The organism is Streptomyces hilarionis (genome assembly GCF_024539675.1).
Taxonomy (GTDB): domain Bacteria; phylum Actinomycetota; class Actinomycetes; order Streptomycetales; family Streptomycetaceae; genus Streptomyces; species Streptomyces hilarionis.
Genome location: NZ_JAHHIT010000790.1, coordinates 1 through 257 on the forward strand (window position 1 = coordinate 1; position 257 = coordinate 257).

Annotated in this window: 1 protein-coding gene; it reads right to left on the reverse strand. The window is 61.9% G+C overall.

Annotation, left to right across the window (positions count from 1 at the left end; all coding sequences use genetic code 11):
• Window positions 1-221: hypothetical protein (locus KMS84_RS44705; RefSeq protein WP_256921629.1), on the reverse strand; the 221-nt coding region annotated here is incomplete at its 3' end.
• Window positions 222-257 lie beyond the last annotated feature (36 nt).

The following is a 257-nucleotide window of genomic DNA, read 5'->3' on the forward strand; positions in this document are numbered from 1 at the left end:
GGGTCACCTTGCTCGACGGTGCGCGAAGCATCGGCACCACCCGCATGTCTATCGAGCACGAGGCTGGCTGTGTTGGTAGCCAGCATTTGCCGAACCTGCAGTTCGGTCTGCAGCAGGCGTATTTCGCGCTCCAGCGCGTCGATGTTTTTCGTCAAGGCGGTTTGGGCCGGCTCGGCTGAGGCGATGTTCGGTTCGTGACTACCCGCCAGCAGCGTACGCATTAGCAGGAGCGCCTTGTCGAGTACGCTGGACAAGGC